Source organism: Fontibacter flavus (assembly GCF_042432905.1).
Lineage (GTDB): Bacteria > Bacteroidota > Bacteroidia > Cytophagales > Cyclobacteriaceae > Fontibacter > Fontibacter flavus.
Genome location: NZ_JBHLWI010000053.1, coordinates 33,374 through 49,907, shown reverse-complemented (window position 1 = coordinate 49,907; position 16,534 = coordinate 33,374). Strand labels below are relative to the sequence as shown.

General features: G+C 38.5%; 15 protein-coding genes. 7 read left to right on the top strand and 8 right to left on the bottom strand.

Annotated features, from left to right (window positions below):
• Positions 1-261 precede the first annotated feature (261 nt).
• The 4 genes from ACFFIP_RS17290 to ACFFIP_RS17275 form a co-directional block, all read right to left on the bottom strand.
• Positions 262-558 (bottom strand): RNA polymerase alpha subunit C-terminal domain-containing protein, encoded by a 297-nt coding sequence (locus ACFFIP_RS17290; RefSeq protein ID WP_382388998.1) that lies wholly within the window; start codon positions 556-558, stop codon positions 262-264.
• A gap of 1 nt (position 559) precedes the next feature.
• The gene (locus tag ACFFIP_RS17285; RefSeq protein ID WP_382388997.1) at positions 560-1,093 is read right to left on the bottom strand and encodes a dihydrofolate reductase family protein; all 534 of its coding nucleotides are present in this window, start codon (positions 1,091-1,093) and stop codon (positions 560-562) included.
• A 418-nt stretch (positions 1,094-1,511) separates the two neighbouring features.
• Entirely contained in the window at positions 1,512-2,690 is a 1,179-nt protein-coding gene (uxuA, locus tag ACFFIP_RS17280) for a mannonate dehydratase (RefSeq protein ID WP_382388996.1), read from the bottom strand.
• A 177-nt stretch (positions 2,691-2,867) separates the two neighbouring features.
• Positions 2,868-3,680, bottom strand: a complete 813-nt coding sequence (locus ACFFIP_RS17275) for an SDR family oxidoreductase (protein ID WP_382388995.1) — start codon at positions 3,678-3,680, stop codon at positions 2,868-2,870.
• A gap of 353 nt (positions 3,681-4,033) precedes the next feature.
• Between ACFFIP_RS17275 and ACFFIP_RS17270 the strand changes: the two genes are divergently transcribed.
• A complete protein-coding gene (locus tag ACFFIP_RS17270; RefSeq protein WP_382388994.1) occupies positions 4,034-4,570 on the top strand; it encodes an SRPBCC family protein in 537 nt (178 codons plus the stop codon).
• Positions 4,571-4,733: 163 nt separating this feature from the next.
• On the opposite strand, the gene ACFFIP_RS17265 is transcribed toward ACFFIP_RS17270, so the two are convergent.
• Together ACFFIP_RS17265 and ACFFIP_RS17260 are read right to left on the bottom strand one after the other, a co-directional pair.
• Positions 4,734-6,083, bottom strand: coding sequence for a Gfo/Idh/MocA family protein (locus ACFFIP_RS17265; protein WP_382388993.1), 1,350 nt, complete (start codon positions 6,081-6,083; stop codon positions 4,734-4,736).
• Between the two features lie 13 nt (positions 6,084-6,096).
• Positions 6,097-7,452: a 3-keto-disaccharide hydrolase gene (locus ACFFIP_RS17260; RefSeq protein ID WP_382388999.1), complete on the bottom strand. Its 1,356-nt coding sequence runs from the start codon at positions 7,450-7,452 to the stop codon at positions 6,097-6,099.
• Between the two features lie 383 nt (positions 7,453-7,835).
• Between ACFFIP_RS17260 and ACFFIP_RS17255 the strand changes: the two genes are divergently transcribed.
• The 6 genes from ACFFIP_RS17255 (at position 7,836) to ACFFIP_RS17230 (ending at position 12,731) form a co-directional block, all read left to right on the top strand.
• Positions 7,836-9,665, top strand: a complete 1,830-nt coding sequence (locus ACFFIP_RS17255; protein ID WP_382388992.1) for a glycoside hydrolase family 2 protein — start codon at positions 7,836-7,838, stop codon at positions 9,663-9,665.
• 193 nt (positions 9,666-9,858) lie between these two features.
• Positions 9,859-10,257 carry a heme-binding domain-containing protein gene (locus ACFFIP_RS17250; RefSeq protein ID WP_382388991.1) on the top strand — a complete coding sequence of 133 codons (399 nt, stop codon included), beginning with the start codon at positions 9,859-9,861 and terminating at the stop codon, positions 10,255-10,257.
• Positions 10,254-10,745, top strand: coding sequence for a heme-binding domain-containing protein (locus tag ACFFIP_RS17245; protein ID WP_382388990.1), 492 nt, complete (start codon positions 10,254-10,256; stop codon positions 10,743-10,745). Before ACFFIP_RS17250 ends, ACFFIP_RS17245 begins: the two co-directional genes overlap by 4 nt.
• A gap of 7 nt (positions 10,746-10,752) precedes the next feature.
• A complete protein-coding gene (locus tag ACFFIP_RS17240) occupies positions 10,753-11,148 on the top strand; it encodes a hypothetical protein (protein ID WP_382388989.1) in 396 nt (131 codons plus the stop codon).
• Between the two features lie 42 nt (positions 11,149-11,190).
• Positions 11,191-12,033: an N-acetylmuramoyl-L-alanine amidase-like domain-containing protein gene (locus ACFFIP_RS17235; RefSeq protein ID WP_382388988.1), complete on the top strand. Its 843-nt coding sequence runs from the start codon at positions 11,191-11,193 to the stop codon at positions 12,031-12,033.
• A 473-nt stretch (positions 12,034-12,506) separates the two neighbouring features.
• Positions 12,507-12,731, top strand: coding sequence for a CDGSH iron-sulfur domain-containing protein (locus tag ACFFIP_RS17230; protein ID WP_382388987.1), 225 nt, complete (start codon positions 12,507-12,509; stop codon positions 12,729-12,731).
• A 207-nt stretch (positions 12,732-12,938) separates the two neighbouring features.
• On the opposite strand, the gene ACFFIP_RS17225 is transcribed toward ACFFIP_RS17230, so the two are convergent.
• Both ACFFIP_RS17225 and ACFFIP_RS17220 read right to left on the bottom strand, forming a co-directional pair.
• Positions 12,939-15,323 carry a 7TM diverse intracellular signaling domain-containing protein gene (locus ACFFIP_RS17225; protein WP_382388986.1) on the bottom strand — a complete coding sequence of 795 codons (2,385 nt, stop codon included), beginning with the start codon at positions 15,321-15,323 and terminating at the stop codon, positions 12,939-12,941.
• 329 nt (positions 15,324-15,652) lie between these two features.
• Complete coding sequence (locus tag ACFFIP_RS17220) at positions 15,653-16,531, bottom strand: 3-hydroxyacyl-CoA dehydrogenase (protein WP_382388985.1); 879 nt, start codon at positions 16,529-16,531, stop codon at positions 15,653-15,655.
• Positions 16,532-16,534 lie beyond the last annotated feature (3 nt).

Genomic DNA, 16,534 nt, shown 5'->3' with positions numbered 1-16,534 from the left:
TAAAAACTAACGATTCAAATATAAAGTTGACTCAAATTCAAGTTCAAGACCCTGTGAAGTCCCTATACGCTCCAAAAATGCGGCTTTTTCCAAAAACTGAAAGTTTTTTCACAGCCTGACGGTTTGCAGCTACACGCAGGTGGGGATTTTTAGCACTGAACTTCATTAAAAGAACAGAACTTTGGTTTAGCATTTCACTTTCATAGAAGCACTGAACCCCACTTGCGTGTAGGTGTTGTTATGCGGTCGGCTTTCTTTTTTTCATTCCTTTTGTTTGAATGTCAATCCTTCATCTTCAAGTGCTTTTTTGAAAGTCGGCATTGATGCTTTTCCAATCCCGTGAAGTCTTAGTATTTCTTTTTCAGTATGGTTAGATAGCTTTTCTATTGTGTCTATTCCATAATGAAGTAAAGCATTTCTTGCAGGATTACTCAACAAAGCTAAAAATCCCGAAGCTGGTTCTTTGAGTTTTTCACAGGTCGGGCAAGTTGGACAATCGGTACTTTTATAGAAAGTGTGTCCATATTTACAAGTTCGTTTTGTCTTTTCTTTCTCCATTCTATCTCTTTCGTTTGTAATGCAGTTGCGTTAACCCTTTGTCAAATGATTTTGCACTTACAAATTCAAGTTGTTGTTCGGGTCTATTGTCTTTGAATAATCTTGTCCCGTTACCAACCAAAATCGGTATTACTGAAATTACAAATTCGTCTATCAAGTCGTGCTGTAAAAGTTCATTTATAATTTCTGCTCCGCCATCACAATAAATGTTTTTTCCACTTTGCGATTTTAGTTGTTGCACCAAGTCCGTTAAGTTTCCTGTATAAAAAGTAGTTCTGCCAACTTTTGGTCTTTCGGTTCTTGTTATTACATAAACGTCCCGTTGTCCGTTGTCGTAATGGGAAGAGCTGATTTCTTTAAGCACATAATCATAGGTCTTTCTCCCGAGAATTATAGTGTCAATGTTTGCAGTGAATTCAGAATAGCCGTAGTCTTCGCCTTCTTTTTCAACTATTTTCAGAAAATTTAAGTCGTCATTAGGTTTTGCAATGTATCCGTCTAAACTTGTCGCTATGAAAAGTGATAAATTTCGCATTGTTGTTTATTTTTACTTATCAGTTTTGTATTTTATTGTCGTCTTTTAAGCTGCCGCATAACTTACTTATTACAACGTATTTATACTACCAAGCCTTCAATTCTTGCTGGCTTGATACTACAATTGCATTGTTTATTAAAACTAATGTTTTTTTATAAATCATCAAAAGGAGATCTTATTTCTGAGATTATTTACATATCATTTGTGGTTACTAAAATTACTCCCCCAAACCCACCTTTTCACCCAATCCTAAAATGAGAAATCCGCCAAATGACTGCAAGCCGTATATTATCTTGATTCAAAATGAAGTTGTGCAACGGTTACCCGTGTTAGTAGCTCGCAGTCTTTCAGTAGTCTGTTTGTTGATTATTTTATTATTTTGAAACTCCTGTCATTCCAGGTCTGCCAATTTGTAAATTTATACTACACCTGCATAAATCAAACCTGCCTCAACACCCCGAATCTCAGCCAATCCCTTAAGTCGGCCGATAGCGGTATACCCAGGATTTATAATAGGTTTTTGGATATCATCCAGCATCTGATGGCCATGATCTGGTCTCATAGGGATGGATATTCCTCTTCTTTTCTGGACTTTCAGGATTTCATGGATTACAGCCTCCATGGGCACATCACCCTCCAGGTGGTTGTCCTCAAAGAAATTGCCTTCTGCATCCCTTGTAGTAGCCCTGAGGTGGATGAAATGAATGTAGTCTCCAAATTCCCTGACCATGGCTGGTAAATCATTGTCTGTCCGCACGCCATACGAACCTGTACAAAAGGTAAAACCATTATTAGGGCTGTCATTGTCTGAGACCATTCGGCGCATATCTGCAGCAGTACTCACTACCCTGGGAAGGCCGAAAATGTCAAATGGAGGATCATCAGGATGTATAGCCATTTTTACACCATTTTCCGCTGCTACTTCCAATATTTCATTTAGAAATAGCCTCAAATGATTAGCCAGTTCCTTATGGCCAATGCCTATGTACGTGTCTAAGGCATTTTGGAATTCTTCCATGGTATAGCCTTCTTCCGAGCCGGGTAATCCTTTGAGAATATTGTCCTGCACTCTCTTAATATCCTCCCGAGAGGCATTTTCAAAGAAATATTTGGCCCTTTTAATTTCTTCTTGGGAATATTCTTTTTCGGCGCCAGGTCTTTTAAGGATAAAGAGGTCAAAGGCGACCACTTCCTTTTTTTCAAACCTGAGGGCCTTGGCACCATTGGGAAGTGTCCAAGCCAATGCCGTTCGGGTCCAATCCAAGATGGGCATAAAGTTGTAGCAAATAATACGAACACCTTCAGCCGCCAGGTTGGCAATGGTCTGCTTGTAATTTTCTATATATTCCCTGTATTTACCTGTGCGGGTTTTGATATTTTCATGGACAGGCACTGACTCTACTACGGACCAGGTGAGTCCAGCAGCCTCAATCATGTCTTTTCTATTCTTGATTTCTTCCCTGGACCAGACTTCTCCATTGGGAATATGATGTAAGGCAGAAACAATGCCCGTTGCACCGGCCTGTCTGATATCCGCCAAACTTACCGGATCTTTAGGACCATACCAGCGCATGGTCTGTTCCATTTTGTATATCATGGGATTGGTAATTAGTGATTGGTTAATTGGTTATTAGTAATTAGTTAATTGGTTGTATTGTTTTGCTACCAACAAATTTAAATCTGCTGCCTGTAACAATTTACATTAAATCCATATTCAAAGGACAAGCTCTCGTACTTGGTACTTGGTACTTGGTACTTCGTACATACTTCATTCCTAGACTCCTGAGTACGCCGAAAATCCCCCATCTACTGGGATGATGGTACCGTTTACAAACTTGGAGGCGTCGGAGCAAAGCCATTGCAGGGTTCCCAGAAGATCATCTGGATCCCCGAACCTGCCCATAGGTGTATGTTGGATGATTTGATGACCTCTTTGTGTAAGTTGACCATCTTTTTCTGTCAGTAGGTTGCGGTTTTGATCGGTTAGGAAGAAACCTGGAGCTATAGCATTGACCCTGTAATCAGGCCCATGCTTATGATTTATTTCTACTGCCAGCCACTTGGTGAGATTATCTATAGCTGCTTTGGCAGAAGCATAACCTGCTACGCGTGTCATTGGCCTACTGGCTGCCATAGAGGAGATGTTAATGATATTACCAGAGCCATTTGCCAACATAAAAGGAAAGAAATGTTTGATTGGAAGGAATGTTCCCTGATAATTGAGGTCCAAAACCTTTTTCATGGCATCTGCTGATAGGTCAGCTAAGGTTTGATCAGGTCTTACTACAGCTTCGGGTAAATTACCACCTGCTAAGTTGACTAGGACATCGATTTTAGTATATCTCTTTTGGATGTGTCCTGCGGCCTGGACCACATGGATTTCTGAAGTAACATCTGCCAGAAAGGCATCTGCTTTTCCTCCAGAAGATCTTATTTCTTCAACAAGCTGCTCGATCTTTGAAGCTGTTCTTCCTACAATAATGATATGAGCACCCTCATTTGCAAGGTGTTGGGCCATGGACTTGCCCAACACGCCAGTAGCTCCGGTAATGATAATTTTTTTATTTTTTACAGAAAACAGTTTCATGTTAACATTAAGAATAACCATAGGCGGTAGAGATCTACACAGCCATGAATTTATAATACATTAATTGAGCAGGTGATGAATACGATGGAGTTCATCCTTTTATCAAAACAAGTTACAAACTATTCTGCATATTTACTTATAAGAAAGGAAGAATGAAAACGTGAAAGATAGGCCAGTCATTCCTGTATAATGACAAAGGCATATAGCCATAATCTTGGTTTAGATCTAATAAATTTCAGCAAGATACTTCATTTTATACTGTACCTTGAATGCTCTAATTGAACATCTAATTTGATAAGATTTTTATATTCTGTGAGTTATTTATTAAATTTCATAGCATTAACCTGTTTACCATGAAGGTTTTAAAAATAATATTGATCGCTTTAGGAATGTTAATCATTGTACCAATGGTTATGGCACTTTTTACCAAAAAAGAATATGCAGTCGAAAGAGAAATAATAATCCAACTTCCAAAAGAAACAGTTTTTGAATATGTAAAGTATCTTAAAAACCAACAGAATTACAGCAAATGGGCGACGATGGACCCCAATCAAGTAAGTACTTTTAGAGGAGTAGACGGGGAACTCGGATTTGTATATGCCTGGGTTGGGAATGATGAAGTTGGGGAAGGAGAGCAGGAAATAATCAGTATTAGGGAGGGGGAAAGGATAGATTACGAATTGAGATTTATCAAACCATTTGAATCAACTTCAGCGGCTTATATTTCCACGGAGAAAATTGAAGAATTTAATACATTGGTGAAATGGGGCTTTAACGGAAAAATGAATTACCCCATGAATGCATTTCTATTATTTATGGATATGGATTCGATTATTGGAGAAGATCTGGAATTTGGTTTGCAAAGGTTAAAATCAATTTTGGAAGATTAAAAATTAAATGGTTGTTTAATCCAAAGAAGCGCCTGTGTTTTAATCTTTTTAGTATTTTTAAATCAGTATTTAGTTTTTACGAGAAGGAAGCCCCATCCAATAGGGACTTCCTTGTAATGAATCATTGAGAGTTTTGGGTTTAAAGAGAATTTTGAAAAGGAAATTAAAGCTTAGGCTCCCAACCTTTTTCATATTCCCTAGACCATAACTCCATACCTTTTCTGTTATAGATGTGGCCATTGGCAGGATTACAGTCAAAGTTTTCACCGATTCTGTAAGAAATATTGGCCAAATGGCAGAGTAGGGTAGAGACTGCACCTTCCTCAATGGTAGAGTTTTGCTTTTGCTTTCCCCTTATTGCCTCAAAGAAGTTGACGACATGGTCTGTGGTATTGTCTCCGCCACCACCTAAATTGGTACTGCCTTCTTCTCCTCTGGATTTGACTTCTCTGATTAATTTACCTCCCTTGTCGAATAGCCTGTAAAGTCCACGATTGACAAAAACAGAGCCTTCAGTTCCATATATCACAGTTCCTCTGTCCGCTCCGTAAGTCAAGTAGCCATTTCGGCTTTGTCCATCCCAGACAATTGATTTATCCCCTTCAAATTTGAAGGTGGCATACATGGTGTCATACATGGTCCAACCATCGTCTCTGAAATGGTATTTTCCTGCATCAACGCTTACATGACTTGGGAATTCTACCTGAAGGGCCCAACGTGCCACATCGAGTTCATGGGTGGCATTGTTTCCTGTTTCAGCTGTACCATAGTCCCATCCATACCAATGCCAATTGTAGTCCCAAGTATCGTGGGTATATTTTCTTCTAGGAGCAGGGCCTTGAAACAGTTCCCAATCCAAACCTGATGGCGGGGCCTGCTCAACTGGGTTTGGCACCCTGCCCCGATTATTGGCATAAAAGGCAACAGCCCTGTAAGGCTTACCGATTGCTCCATTATGGATTTCTTTGATGATTTCGATGGTATGGTAAGAGGACCTTTGCTGGTTTCCCATTTGGATCACCCTGTTGTATTTGTTTTTGAATGCTACAAGTAATTCTCCCTCTTTTGGATTATGGCTACAGGGTTTTTCAACGTAAACATGTTTGCCTGCGGCAACCGCTAGCCAGGTGCCGGGAGCATGCCAATGGTCAGGAGTGGCATTGATCAGTACATCTATTTCCTTGTTATCTATAACTTTTAAAATACTTTTTTCCAAGTGAGGCTTGTAATCTATGTGTTTGGCAAAACTAGCTGCTGCTTTTGTCAGCTGGGATTCCATCACATCACAGAGGGTATGTAGCCTGACATTGCTTTCTTTTCTACCAATAGGGTCATAAAATGCTCCCAATCTCCTTCCTAATCCTGCAATAGCTACATTCATCCGGTCGTTTGCACCAATAATATTGCCATAGCTTTTTGCGGAAAACCCTAAAGCTCCTATAGAAGATATTCCAACGGTAGCCAATGCTGATTTTTTCAAAAAATCCCTGCGGTTATTTTGTTTGTTATCCATATTATTTAAGGGTTTAACGTAGTTCTTTGATTTTTATATTTTTGAAATGTACTTCATTTCCATGGTCCTGCAAAAGAATATGTCCTTCTTGGGCTTCACCAAAATTTTCCCAGATTTTGTATTTACTCTCAGCGACCAATGCTCTGTATTCATCAGAGCCTCTCACGAATTCGACCACTTTGACGCCATTGAGATAATGCTCCACTTTATTATCAGGATAAACTACAATCCTTCCTTTGTTCCACTCTCCGGGGCCTTTGACAAATCTAGGTTGTTTGTCCGCTTTGATCAGGTCATATAATGAAGCCAATGTCCTATTACCATTTAAGCCCATTTTTGCATCAGGGTGTCTTTCATCATCTAAAATTTGATATTCAAGGCCTATAGCTGATCCTGTATTTCCTTCGCTCAGGGTAACAAAGTATTTGACACCGCTATTGGCACCATCGGTCATCTTGAAATCAAAAGCCAGGTCAAATGCCGAATATTTGTCAACTGTCACAATATCTCCGAAATTACTGGATTCTCCTCCGTCTGCTTCTTCTACCATCAATACCCCATCTTGGATATGCCAGCCCTTTTCAGGAAAAGTTTCTTTATAAGCACCAATCCATCCATCTGTATTGGTTCCATTGAAGAGCAACTTCCATCCTTTGTTTTTTTCATAATCAGTCAAGGAGTTTAAGGTAGTGCTCACTACAAAAACATCATCGTTAAACGGTTTTGATTGAAGGTTTTCAGTCTGAATGCCCACATTTCTAAAATACGTCTTGTTTCCTTCATCTTCTGGATTATTGATGCTATGAACCTGTAAACCAATATGTCCCTTTGCATCCATATCATCTACCACATACGCCACTTCCTGACCGTTGACCCAAGTTTTGATTTCATTTCCTATGGCTTCGACTCGGTAATGGTTCCATTCACCCATTTTGAAAGCAGATTTTGCCTGAGGATTAAGGTCTAAAGGATATAGCCAGCCTCTTCTTGCTTCATCATAAAGCCCACCAGACCAAGCTCTTTCTGTGGGATCAGCCTCTATCTGATAGCCAAATACAAGTCCTTTACTGTCTCTTGCAGCAGGATCAAATTGACCTCTTACCATAATCCCTGAATTACTGCTCAGGTCTTCAATTTTCAAATCCAATTCCAAAATGAAATCACCGAATTCCTCCTCTGTGATTAAAAAAGTGTTAGGCGTATTGGCTTTGGCAGAACCAATTATTTCCCCGTCTTTGACTTCAAATTCAGCAGCGCCCATTACCGCTTTCCATCCCTGAAGATTTTCATTATTAAACAAAGATTGCCATGCCACATCATCTTGTGTGTTTTCTTTAGGAGATTGGCATGCCAGCATCATGAAAGACATAAATGCCAATAGGTAGAGTATTCTGATTGTTTTCATTTTATAGGTATTGGTTTGATTAAGAGAATCAAATTCCTGATTATTCATCAAATTTTCAAGTTAGTGCTCGATTAAGTTATTAAATCCATGCTGGATTTGCTCCTCTAAAATTTATTTTCCATCGCTTGAAGTCAGTAAAAAAGGCATTTCCTCTTTTACCTTTAATGGTTATAATTTCAATATCCTTATTTTATTTTGTTGGCGTAGGAACTATTATTTAATTGGTTTATTTTTCATTCACAGAGGAGCCAACCATCACTTTCTCCAAAGTAGAATATTTGGAAAACCCATGTAGCAAGGTTATATTGATAGTAAAATTCAATCCAGACCCAAAAGCCTTCTGTCCTATGTACAAAGCCATTCTTTTCTTGATTTTCCTGTTTTTTAATTTTCAGGTAACCTTTGCACAACACCTTCACGCCAATCCAATCCTCAGCCCTTGGGCCGAAGAAGTTGATCCTGTCAATCCCCATCCCGAATATCCAAGACCTCAAATGATGAGGGACAATTGGAACAATTTGAATGGCTCTTGGGATTATGTCATCTTGGAGAAAGGAAGCCCTAGACCAAGTGGCTTTCAGGGTAAAATCATCGTTCCTTATCCCGTAGAATCTTACCTTTCTGGGGTGATGAAACCGGTAGGAGCTGAAAAAGAGCTTTGGTACCAAAGGCAATTTCAGATTTCCAATACCCAAAGGAAGGGAAAGGTTTTGTTGCACTTTGGAGCAGTGGATTGGGAAACTGAAGTATTTGTAAATGGCAAAGCTGTAGGAAAGCACCAAGGTGGCTATGATCCATTTTCTTTTGACATTTCGGAATATTTGAACAAAGGTCAACATCAAGAATTAAGTGTAAGAGTTTGGGATCCATCAGACCAAGGTCCTCAACCAAGAGGCAAGCAGGTCAATAACCCAAGAGGAATCTGGTATACGCCTGTAACGGGTATTTGGCAGACTGTTTGGTTGGAATTTGTACCTAAAAATTACATTGCAGGATTGAAAATAAGTCCTGATTGGGATAACAGTACTTTCGAAATCCTACCGGAATTGAATATCAGTCAAGCTGGTTTTAAAGTGACTGTGAACGCATTTGACGGAGATAACCTGGTAGGGCAGGCTGAGGCTGCTATCGGTCAATCTCTCCGACTTAAAATCCCCAATCCAAAATCATGGTCTCCTGACAATCCCCATCTTTATGATTTTGAGGTCAAATTAGTAATGGGAAATAGGGTAGTGGATGAAGTCAAATCCTATGGAGCATTGAGAAAAATAGCCATCAGCTATGACGAAAATGGTATGCAGAGAATGGCATTGAATGGTGAAACACTATTCCAATACGGACCATTGGATCAGGGTTGGTGGCCAGATGGATTGTATACAGCACCAACTGATGAGGCTTTAGCATTTGACATTCTCAAAACCCAGGAATTGGGTTTCAACATGATCCGAAAGCATGTGAAAGTAGAGCCTGCAAGATGGTACTATAATTGTGACCGCCTTGGGATGCTGGTATGGCAGGACATGCCAAGCGGTGATATGGGGAACATATGGGAACCTAAGCCGGGTATTTATAGAAAAGGCATGGATAGAGATAGAACTCCTGAATCGGAGGCTATATTTAGGAAGGAATGGAAGGCCATTATGGATGCTTTTCACCATTTTCCTTCTATTGTCGTATGGGTGCCATTCAATGAAGCCTGGGGGCAATTTAAAACCAAAGAAATCACAAATTGGACGCAGGCCTATGATCCAAGTCGTTTGGTCAACTCCGCTTCTGGGGGCAACTTTGAGCTGGAAGGAAATAAATTGGTCGGGGATATTTTCGATGTTCACAATTACCCCGATCCTGTAATGCCTTCTCCGGACCTTTTTGGAAAAGTCAATATTCTAGTTTTGGGTGAGTATGGAGGTTTAGGTTTACCAGTAGAAGGACATACCTGGCAGGAAAAAGACAACTGGGGTTACCAAAGTTTCAAAAACGAGGAAGAATTATGGGCCCGTTACCAAAGGTTGATTGGAGATTTGAAATTATTGATCCCCAAAGGCCTTGCAGCAGCAGTTTACACCCAAACTTCCGATGTAGAAGTTGAGGTCAATGGCCTGATGACCTATGATCGAAAAGTGATCAAATTTCCGGCAGATGCCATGGGAAAGTTACATAAAGGCTTGTATGAGTAGAAAAATATCGGTAAAAAGGTAGAAGACTTTGAATGGGATGATAGGTTGTTTTGAGGACCAGGATTGGTTGCGGTTTTCTGTCGAGTTTTAAATCTTTTTCAGTTTTAAAAAGCGCCAGTCAAAATCATGTCTTTTTTTTGCGTTTTCCCAATAAATTGTTGAAATTTCTTATTCAACCTTAATGACTAGCACCATGAAAAAACTATTTATTATTCCGGCATTGGCCCTAATTGCTTTCTTTTTTTTACAGGCCACTGTCAAGGACAATTATTCTGTTAATACAGAGACTACCGTTTTTGATGAACAGATTCCTGCCCATGTTAAGACAGTGATCGACCAAAAATGTTATGGCTGTCACAATGCCGATTCAAAAAACGATAAGGGAAAGGAAAAATTAGATTGGGATGTCTTCGAAGAATCCAGAAAAGCAAAACAACTGGCCACCATGTCTAAAATTAATGAAGCCCTTGTCAATGGAGATATGCCTCCAGCAAAGTATCTGGAAAATAAACCAGAAGGTAAGCTTTCAGAAGCTGAATTGAAAACGCTTTTGGACTGGAGTGCAGGCAAGAAAAAATCTCCAAAAGAATGAAATGGTGGCACTACCTCCTGAGTGTACTGGTATTGGTATTCTTAGGAATTCAGTTTGTTCCCAACGACTTACCTGAAGTTGAGCTTCAAAATCCCGGTGATATTATGCTTACAGGAATGGTCAATGATGAGGTGGCTGGACTGCTAAAAAACTCCTGCTATGATTGTCATAGCAATGAATCCAAATACCCATGGTATTCGCATATTGCTCCTTCATCCTGGTTGGTCACCAAAGACATCAGGGAAGGTAGGGAGGAATTGAATTTTTCTCAATGGAACAGTTACGATTTGATGGAGCAGCTTGGTAAGTTGGATGATATCATTGAAGAAGTCAGCAGCGGGAACATGCCCATGGGAATTTATACATTGATGCATTCCTCTGCTAAACTTAGTGATGCGCAGCGGGAATTGATTGTTGCCTGGGCAGAAGAGAGCATGGACAAGCTTGTAGAGGAAGATGAAGCGGATTTTGAAGAAAATGAAAACTAACCATTACATGCAAATACTAAAAGTTTTTACCCTAATGATGGCCTTTTTTATGGTTGTAAATTGGTGTTATGCACAAAGTGAACCTGTATCATTTGATGAAAAGAAGAAGTTTGTATTACCTGGTAATTATCAATTGGGTTTTAATTCCTTAATAGTACCCTTGGATTTGAGTGAAAAGGGTTACGATGCTATTGATAGAAATTCCATTTTCCCAAAAGGAGAGGACATTGATCCTGAAATCAAAATTTCTGATTTTAATATTGATAAGGTTATCCAATATCCTATGCCAATCAAAAAATTAAGTGGTAATCAAACCATGCAGATTTATGTTCCGGACAGTACTGTTCATTACACCATTCGGATCATAGATTTTGGTGAAAGATTTGAAGGGTTGAAAAAATAATCCAAATTACAGCCCATTTAATAAGTAATCGCTAAGGACATAATGCGTAAAATATTCTTTCTTATTCACTTAATTCTGCTTCCATTTCTTGCGAATTCGCAAACTGTCTGTTCTTTAGAAAGTAGGGAACGTTTAGAGAATTTGTTGACCGAGTTGTCACAAAAGAATCTTACAGAAAAGTCGCTTAATGAACTTAATGTAGAAATTGGCAAATGGTTTTTGGGTACATCCTACGTGGAAAAGACTTTGGAAATTCCAGGCGATGAAAAATTGGTCATCAATCTTCAAGGCCTTGATTGCACAACATACCTGGAAACAGTAGTGACCTTGAGCAGAATGGTTAAGCAGGGCGATTTAAGCTTTGAAAATTTTGAAGCAGGGTTGGAGCATTTGAGATATCGTGATGGTGAGAATACGGGATATCCTTCCCGTTTACATTATTTTTCTGATTGGATTTATGAAAATCAACAAAAGGGAATTTTAAAAGACATTACACAGGAAATCGGAGGTCAGGTGTATGATAATAAGCCTTCTTTTATGTCTTCCAATCCAAAGTTTTATGCTCAATTAAGTAATCCAGAATTTATTGAGGAGCTAAAGGCAACAGAAAAGGCAATTCAAAGTAGAAAGTATCATTATATTCCAAAAGAGGAAATTGGCAGAATAGAACCCAAAATTAAACCTGGGGATTTAATTGCCATTACAGCCACTATGAAGAATTTGGATGTCGTTCATGTGGGTTTTGCTGTTGAAAAAAACGGTAGGATTCATTTAATGCATGCCAGTACAGGCTCAATGGAAGTAGAAGTGTCTGAAAAGCCTTTAGCTGATTACCTTATGGCATTTAAATCTCAGTCTGGAATAATCGTATGTAGGTTGAAGTAAGGAGTAGGGGGATCTCGTAGATCGGTTTTGAGAAATTTGAACCATTGAGTTAAGGGAATTAAGAATTTCATTAAGATTTTGGAGTTAAGATCCAAGCAAAAAGTAAACGCTTTAAAGGTTTAAGGGATTGGGGCTTAAATGGAAAAGAATTTTTTTTCAATTACACCGAGTTACACCAAGTTACACGGAGTAGACACAGAGATTCACGGAGTTAGGTTAAGAGTTAAGGCAAAGGAGGTATTTGCTGTTTTCATGTGCTGTTGTCACGCGTTTTCAAACGCGTGAAAGATAAACAGTGAGTATTCAACTCAATACTTTGAAAAATTAAACAGATTAGAAAATGAAGTTTCGGTGATAGAAAAATCATTAATCCGGGAATCCCAGTTCAATAATCCAATTGGAGGATTTTTAAATTTTATCGCTATTTTTTGTGTATGTTCGCTGCATTCAAATAAACAAAACCGATAAAAAATATGGCAACAACTAAAATAACGGTAAATTCAAATGGGTCTTTGAAAGTTGAAGGGGACTTCGAAATTGTAGATGCACAGGGCAATGTTTATGGCCTTCAGGGGAGAACTTTGGTGAGCCTCTGTCGTTGTGGTCAATCAAAAAACAAACCTTTCTGTGATGGTTCACATAGAGGTCATTTAGACCATGATGCGCAGGCTTTTGATTTGCCTCCTAAGAAAGTATAATCCAAGTTATCAGTTTTGAAATTACAGCAGTCGATATCCTATAAATGAAGGAAATCGACTGTTTTTTTATCAAGCTTCTTCTTATATAAACTTCAGTCTAAATTTTGATGACATTGCAATAAAGCAGGATTGGAAGCTCAAAGACCATTTTTCAAATGCCTTTTCGAGATCCAATCTCATTTTATATGAGTGAGGTTATAGTTACTATCAAATGGCCTTCGATATATCAATTTCTTTGAGCCATAAGGAGTTTTTCACCTTTTCAAAAAGTAAATCTTTATCAACCGGTTTAGTGAGATAATCATCCATACCTACCTGATATACCTTGTTTTTGGCTTTATCGGTTGCATCTGCAGTGACTGCTATAATTGGAATATTTCTGTTTTCTTCACCACATTGCCCTTCCCTGATCGCTAATGTTGCCTCATATCCATCCATGTCAGGCATTTGAAGGTCCATTAGGATCAAGTCAAACTTGTTGATCTTTAATTTTTCCAGTGCCTCGATCCCATTAAAAGCAGTGTCAAACGTCGTGTTTTCCCATTTTTTCAGGATTGATTTCATCACCATTTGGTTGACGGGATTATCTTCAACCACTAGGATGTTTTTGACTTTGAGATCAAATTCATTATTCAGATTGGATTGCCACTGATTTTTATCGGTTTCCTTTGGCAAATTCATGTCCAGGGATACAATCACGGCAGTACCTTTACCTTGCTCTGAATCAATATGCAAATTCCCACCATATTGGTCTACCAGGGCTTTGACAATGCATAAACCAAGTCCAAAACCGCCAAATTTCCTTTTATCATCTATTTGTTCCTGAATAAAGGATTCAAAAATCCTTTCCATTTTTTCTTTTTGAATGCCAACTCCGGTATCAGTAATGATAATTTTTAGATTGACTTGGGAAGTAGATTTGGTTTCTGATTCTATGCTTAATTTCACTTCACCTTCATGGGTGAATTTTATGGCATTATTGAGAAGATTTTGAATAATTTGTCTTGTTCTGTTGAGATCTCCAATTACAACTGCAGGCAAAGGATTGATTTCTTCATAGATAAATTTAAGCTTTTTGTCGGTTGCCTGTTGTTCGTTGATATACCTCACTTGTTGTACAAGTTTTCTAAGATCAAAAGGTTTTGCTTCTAATTGCAACTCCTTTTTTTCAATTTTTGAATAATCAAGAATATCGTCAATGGCACTGAGTAAACCCAGGGAAGAATATTGGATGACTTCAAGATTGTTCTTGGTTTTTTCATCTTTGATTTCATCCTGTATGGATTTGGAGAGCCCAATGATAGCATTTAATGGTGTTCTCAGTTCATGGCTAATATTCGATAGGAAAAAGGATTTGATCTGATTGGATTCCTCTGATTGGATCAATGCAATTTCCTGGATTTTTTCCTTTTCAGATTTCAGAAGCCTAATTCTATTGGACATGGAAAGAGAAAGGAAGATAATTTCAAGTCCTGTAGATAACTTGGTGATATTTTCTGTTAGAAAGGAGTTGGGTATTAAGCTGAAATTATTAAGGATGAAGATGATGAATCCTACTGTTAAACTGAAAATACCCAATGAAAAGAAAATATCAACGGGGTGCTTTTTGATATAACTGCCCACCACTGAAGCAATGGATAGGATAATTAAGAGCAATGCAATGGCATTGACTGCAGGATAATAATAGGGAAGACCATTTTGCCAAATAAATACCATGGCAATCAATCCCAACATGGCCAATAAATTGATATTGAAAAGCTTATTTAAGGCTGGACTAAATGATTTCAATTCCACATAAATCTGCACATATCGTCCAAAAGCAAAAGCCGAAAATGCAGCGAATAATAAAACGGCCCTTTTGCTAAACCATGTTATTTCGGGAGTCAAGTATTGATGATAAAAGCCATCCAAAGAAAAATGCAGTAATGCGACCGAGAATACGTACAAAACGTAAAGAAGGAAGCTTTTTTGCTTGATCCCAAAATAGAAGAAGAGGTAAGTAACACCTGCCAATAAAAGAATTCCATAGAATACACCGAAAATCAATTGATCAAAGTACGCTTCTTGTATGAGGGAGGCTGAATCATGGATCCGAAGGGGCAAGTTGATAACCTCTCCGTCACTTTGATAATTGACATAAAATCGGTAGGACTTATTGGCTTCTAAAGTAATAGGGAAAATAATTTTCCTGTGGTTAAAAGCACGTTCTTCAATAGGAATCAAATCCCCATTATTCAATTGGACTACCTCTCCATCTGAAGATACCTGATAAAGGTTCACTACATCTGTAATTGGCCTTCCAGTTTCTAAATAAATTAATTTGGACTGGTTTTCCTGATTGATTAGGCTAAACCTAACCCAATAATTGTTTTCAGTGAATCCCAAATTGGTATTTTCAGTATCTAACTTAGAAAATTCAAACGAAGATTCCTGATCAAGAAATTCCATAAAAGAGAGCCTTTCCTGTTGGAGATCCACAATTTCGGAATACGGATAAATACTTTGTGGATAGGAATTTTTAAGTATTTGAGATTTTGTATTGCCTGGGAGGAGAACAGAAAGGAGAAAAACTATAAAAAAGGGTTTATGCATATTGATGAAGGTGATGGGTGGGTGAAGTACTCGAAAGTAATCTATTTTCGTTATAAACCAAAAATTAACCACCTGATAGCATGATTTGTTTAATTACAGAATCATCCTGAATCTCTTGGGCATTGGGAGAAAAACATATTATGAATAAAGTATCTGCAAATAAAGTTCAAAAATGAAAAAGAGAAATTGTTATATTCTCCAAATATGCATGTAAAAATACGAATGACTTCCATATAATTACTTGAAGAGGCTATTATCCAAAATAATGAATTAAACTATTTGGATAATAGCCCATATCTGATTGGCCAATTTGGCATTTGACTTGTGTTCTAGATCAAAAAACCTTCATGTCTATAAGCAGGATTGGGATATTTGTAAAATCCTTCACCGGATTTTTCGCCAAGTTTGCCTGCATCCACATATTGCTTTAATAATGCTGCAAATGCCTGAGAACCTTTATCAGGAAGGGTATGGGTGACATGCCATGCAGTATCCAAACCAATAGAGTCTAAGATCCCGAAAGGTCCCATTGGCATATGGAAGTTAACCATCCAGGATTTATCAATATCCTCTAAAGTTCCCACTCCTCCTGTCAAGAGTTTACCTGCGGCGCCGATAAAGGCCAACAACATACTGTTGAAAAGGTAGCCAGGATTTTCTTTTTTGACCAGAACCGGTACCTGTTCCAGACTTCTCCCAAATTCCATCAGGGTAGGGATTAAGGAAGGGTCAGTTCCGGGATGAGGCATAATATCCACTACTTTGGAGTAAAAAACATCATGGAAATGTAATGCACAGAATTTTCCAGGCCTACCCGATATTTCAGCAAACATAGAGGGCAATAGATAGGAAGTGTTGGTAGTGAAAATGGTCTTTTCAGGTGAAATTTGGCCAAATTGTTCCCAGACTGAATTTTTGATTTCCACATCTTCTGTGACACTTTCATTGATCAGGTCGGCTTCCCGGATGGCTACATTAGGATTGTCTGTGAAGGTAATTGTAGATATTGCATGCATGCCCGCTATATCCTCCAATCCGGAATTATCAGCCAGTTGCTTAACAATTCTCTGCATCAGTTTTTTGGAATTCTCCAATGCCTTGGGGTAAATGTCGAATATGGAAACCTGATAACCAGAAAGGGCAGCCTGTAGGGCCACGCGGGTCCCTAGGGTGCCTGCTCCTAAAATACAGACTTTTTTAATTTTCATCAG

Excerpts from the sequence above, each read along its gene's own strand:
- ACFFIP_RS17225 (WP_382388986.1), bottom strand. The coding sequence starts at position 15,323 with ATGCATAAACCCTTTTTTATAGTTTTTCTCCTTTCTGTTCTCCTCCCA.
- ACFFIP_RS17250 (WP_382388991.1), top strand. The coding sequence starts at position 9,859 with ATGAAAAAACTATTTATTATTCCGGCATTGGCCCTAATTGCTTTCTTT.
- uxuA (WP_382388996.1), bottom strand. The coding sequence starts at position 2,690 with ATGATATACAAAATGGAACAGACCATGCGCTGGTATGGTCCTAAAGAT.
- ACFFIP_RS17245 (WP_382388990.1), top strand. The coding sequence starts at position 10,254 with ATGAAATGGTGGCACTACCTCCTGAGTGTACTGGTATTGGTATTCTTA.
- ACFFIP_RS17255 (WP_382388992.1), top strand. The coding sequence starts at position 7,836 with ATGTACAAAGCCATTCTTTTCTTGATTTTCCTGTTTTTTAATTTTCAG.
- ACFFIP_RS17240 (WP_382388989.1), top strand. The coding sequence starts at position 10,753 with ATGCAAATACTAAAAGTTTTTACCCTAATGATGGCCTTTTTTATGGTT.
- ACFFIP_RS17270 (WP_382388994.1), top strand. The coding sequence starts at position 4,034 with ATGAAGGTTTTAAAAATAATATTGATCGCTTTAGGAATGTTAATCATT.
- ACFFIP_RS17220 (WP_382388985.1), bottom strand. The coding sequence starts at position 16,531 with ATGAAAATTAAAAAAGTCTGTATTTTAGGAGCAGGCACCCTAGGGACC.
- ACFFIP_RS17290 (WP_382388998.1), bottom strand. The coding sequence starts at position 558 with ATGGAGAAAGAAAAGACAAAACGAACTTGTAAATATGGACACACTTTC.
- ACFFIP_RS17285 (WP_382388997.1), bottom strand. The coding sequence starts at position 1,093 with ATGCGAAATTTATCACTTTTCATAGCGACAAGTTTAGACGGATACATT.
- ACFFIP_RS17275 (WP_382388995.1), bottom strand. The coding sequence starts at position 3,680 with ATGAAACTGTTTTCTGTAAAAAATAAAAAAATTATCATTACCGGAGCT.
- ACFFIP_RS17235 (WP_382388988.1), top strand. The coding sequence starts at position 11,191 with ATGCGTAAAATATTCTTTCTTATTCACTTAATTCTGCTTCCATTTCTT.
- ACFFIP_RS17265 (WP_382388993.1), bottom strand. The coding sequence starts at position 6,083 with ATGGATAACAAACAAAATAACCGCAGGGATTTTTTGAAAAAATCAGCA.
- ACFFIP_RS17230 (WP_382388987.1), top strand. The coding sequence starts at position 12,507 with ATGGCAACAACTAAAATAACGGTAAATTCAAATGGGTCTTTGAAAGTT.
- ACFFIP_RS17260 (WP_382388999.1), bottom strand. The coding sequence starts at position 7,452 with ATGTCTTTCATGATGCTGGCATGCCAATCTCCTAAAGAAAACACACAA.